The sequence below is a fragment of the Neisseria sp. P0008.S010 genome (assembly GCF_051962715.1).
In the GTDB taxonomy this organism is placed as follows: Bacteria; Pseudomonadota; Gammaproteobacteria; order Burkholderiales; family Neisseriaceae; genus Neisseria; species Neisseria elongata.
Window position 1 is genome coordinate 1 of record NZ_JBQCVA010000138.1, and the last position, 518, is coordinate 518.

Annotated in this window: 1 rRNA gene; it reads left to right on the top strand. The window is 54.8% G+C overall.

What is annotated here, in order from left to right:
• Positions 1 to 518: ribosomal RNA gene (locus ACTHSL_RS12890) — 16S ribosomal RNA — on the top strand; the annotation flags it as partial.

Genomic DNA, 518 nt, shown 5'->3' on the forward strand with positions numbered 1-518 from the left:
GTGTATAAGAGACAGCCTACGGGTGGCAGCAGTGGGGAATATTGGACAATGGGGGAAACCCTGATCCAGCGACGCCGCGTGGGTGAAGAAGGCCTGCGGGTTGTAAAGCCCTTTCGGTAGGGACGAAAGCTCTCGACCTAACACGTCGGGAGGTTGACTTAACCTACAAAAGAAGCACCGGCTAACTCTGTGCCAGCAGCCGCGGTAATACAGAGGGTGCGAGCGTTAATCGGAATTACTGGGCGTAAAGCGCACGTAGGCGGCTTGGCATGTCGGGTGTGAAATCCCCGGGCTCAACCTGGGAACTGCATCCGAAACTGCCTTGCTAGAGTATGGGAGAGGGAAGTGGAATTTCCGGTGTAGCGGTGAAATGCGTAGATATCGGAAGGAACATCAGTGGCGAAGGCGACTTCCTGGACCAATACTGACGCTCAGGTGCGAAAGCACTCTGCTGGGCTAATACTGACACTGACAGACGAAAGCTAGGGGAGCGAAAGGGATTAGATACCCGAGTAGTC